Annotated in this window: 1 protein-coding gene; it reads left to right on the forward strand. The window is 59.9% G+C overall.

What is annotated here, in order from left to right:
• Positions 1 to 120: 120 nt before the first annotated feature.
• Positions 121 to 319: ABC transporter permease subunit (locus EN861_RS34740; protein ID WP_145972057.1), on the forward strand; the 199-nt coding region annotated here is incomplete at its 3' end.

The following is a 319-nucleotide window of genomic DNA, read 5'->3' on the forward strand; positions in this document are numbered from 1 at the left end:
GTTCGCCGCTTCTTTTCTAGTGCATTGCCGCTTGTCTGTTCTTCGCCATGACAGCAGTCAGCCAGACCCTGTTCGGCTTGGGTGAGCGCCATATCAACCGCGGCTTCAGCGGAGGTTAGAATGGATTTCACCATTGTTGCCTATGCGATCCCGTTCCTTCTCACCGGCGCAAAGACCACGCTTCTGATCTCGGTGTTCGGCGTGGGCTTGGGACTGCCCTTCGGCATCCTGCTGGCGCTCGCCCGCACTTCGCGCAATCGCTTGGTTTGCAAGGCGGCCGACGCCTATTGCGCTGTCTTTCGCGGCACGCCCATGCTGG

Source organism: Mesorhizobium sp. M8A.F.Ca.ET.218.01.1.1, assembly GCF_004791165.1.
Taxonomy (GTDB): domain Bacteria; phylum Pseudomonadota; class Alphaproteobacteria; order Rhizobiales; family Rhizobiaceae; genus Mesorhizobium.